This window comes from Rosenbergiella australiborealis (genome assembly GCF_018494035.1).
Classification (GTDB): domain Bacteria; phylum Pseudomonadota; class Gammaproteobacteria; order Enterobacterales; family Enterobacteriaceae; genus Rosenbergiella; species Rosenbergiella australiborealis.
In genome coordinates, this window is record NZ_JABBFO010000030.1 from 1 (window position 1) to 1,812 (window position 1,812).

The 1,812-nt window shown below is 45.6% G+C and carries 3 protein-coding genes and 1 pseudogene; all 4 read right to left on the bottom strand.

Annotated features, from left to right (window positions below; translation table 11 throughout):
* Positions 1 to 112 precede the first annotated feature (112 nt).
* Positions 113 to 358 carry a hypothetical protein gene (locus HGT73_RS14515; RefSeq protein ID WP_214215969.1) on the bottom strand — a complete coding sequence of 82 codons (246 nt, stop codon included), beginning with the start codon at positions 356 to 358 and terminating at the stop codon, positions 113 to 115.
* On the bottom strand, positions 355 to 1,050 hold the full coding sequence (locus HGT73_RS14915) for a hypothetical protein (RefSeq protein WP_244968595.1): 696 nt from the start codon (positions 1,048 to 1,050) through the stop codon (positions 355 to 357). The genes HGT73_RS14515 and HGT73_RS14915 overlap by 4 nt, the downstream gene beginning before the upstream one ends.
* 49 nt (positions 1,051 to 1,099) lie before the next feature.
* Positions 1,100 to 1,351, bottom strand: a complete 252-nt coding sequence (locus HGT73_RS14525; protein WP_214215970.1) for a hypothetical protein — start codon at positions 1,349 to 1,351, stop codon at positions 1,100 to 1,102.
* A pseudogene (locus HGT73_RS14530) lies at positions 1,348 to 1,812 on the bottom strand (adhesin); the annotation flags it as partial. The gene HGT73_RS14525 and the pseudogene HGT73_RS14530, both read right to left, overlap by 4 nt.

Genomic DNA, 1,812 nt, shown 5'->3' on the forward strand with positions numbered 1-1,812 from the left:
TACATCCAGTTTCTTAAGATCGGTCCAAAGCTGCTCCTTCTCCTTTTCTGTCATCGCCTTAGCGTACTTTTCGGTGAAGGTGGTTATATCCGTGCTACTCAGATAATTATTCTCAACTGTTCTGATTTACAGCATCTAATAACTCTTCGAGTTCTTTTCCATAATCATTTGGTTCAAAACTTTCAGTAATACCATTCAACATAAATTCATTGGATATCAAGCTGCATAACATCTCAGCCTCGTTTGATGTGAGTTTTCCAAGAATTGCTTTTTCAGCAAGTGATTGTGTAGAAGCATCACCATCATTACATAAACTCATGATTAAATTCTGTTGGCATGGATTTAAAATATCATTCATTTTGCTGTCCCCGAAGACGATTTTGCCCAACCTGTAACTACTTTCCCATCCTGATTCACAACTATAACTGCAGCGTTTCCTGTATATCTAAAAGTTGGTCCATATTTTGACGGGACATATTCTATTTTGAGAGGACTCGACCAGGCGTTATCTATTGCACTTTTACTTACACCTATACCTCCATCTCTCCCAGCTATTTGCTCTAATGCATGTTGAGAATAGCTGGTTATTTTAGTTGGAGCTCTGCTTCCAGCAGACTGTTCAGCAGCAAGTTGCATACGTAATCGAGCACCGTTAGATGCGCTTTCTGTGCCATTCATCGCTTTACTAGCCGCAACAACCTCTGCTTTCGCCGCCGTGGCTTCAGCCGCTGTCTTACCTATCCCTATCGCACCACCGGCACCTACTCCACCCGGCACTATCGCTTCCGACACCTGAATGCCAGCATTGTTAAGACAAAGCATCACATTGCCCGCACAGGCTTGTATCGCGGCTTTGGCTGCCGCGGCTATTTCCGGACTCGCGGCGGCTAACATACCGCCACCAAGCCCTGCTGGCAATGCTACCGCCAATGCATCCTGCATCGCCAGACCTTTCTGGCAGGACGCTGAACCCGGGTTATCCGCACAGGAGACGATATTCTTGCCATGCTCCCTAGCGAACTTCTCTTGACCGTCCTCAGTGCCGCCCATCAGGTTATTCTCAACAACAGTCCCGGTTAAGGCGACCGGGGCTTATAACTTAATCAGGTTTGGATGAGTTTTTTCTACGACCTTTAAATTTATCAATCAAATTAAAGGTAATTGCAGCTAATGTTATTGCTGATCCTGCAATAATGCTTTTGAAAAGATTCCTCATAATTTCTTCATAAGGTAAATAAAATCCACCCAGATGAATAAAACCTGAAACAACTTTTATGATTAGACCCAATAAGAATAAACCAACAGTAAAATAAGCAAAAAGAATTATGTATTTAAGAGTGGACTTCATCATTTTACACTCTCCTGCTTTTTGATAATACTTGTGCCTGCATCAGTGGCAGCTTCGGAAGCAAAAGCCCCTCCAATATCGTAGATGAATCCAGGCAGTTCCTTTCTTGTTATTGAATTAACAATCCCCGGCGCATACTCCCCAAATATGCCGTCAGCCCAGGCACCGGCGGCAGAGGCCCCTATCGTTCCTGGATTTGGCCCATCAGTAAACACTGCACCACCTGCCGCTATGCCCACGTTCTGCCAGACTCCACGCCACGGTGCCAGACCGCCCATGATAGCGGTGGCTCCCGTACTCAGCGGATCGTAAACTTTTCCTTCATTCCCCGACAGGCTCATATCAAACCACTGATAACTGCCATTCGCGACGGCTGCAATTACGCTACCCCCCACAACTTTCCCTATCGAGGCCGCCGGGCCTAAGTAGATTGCGCCTCCTATCATTAAGCCATCTGTATAACC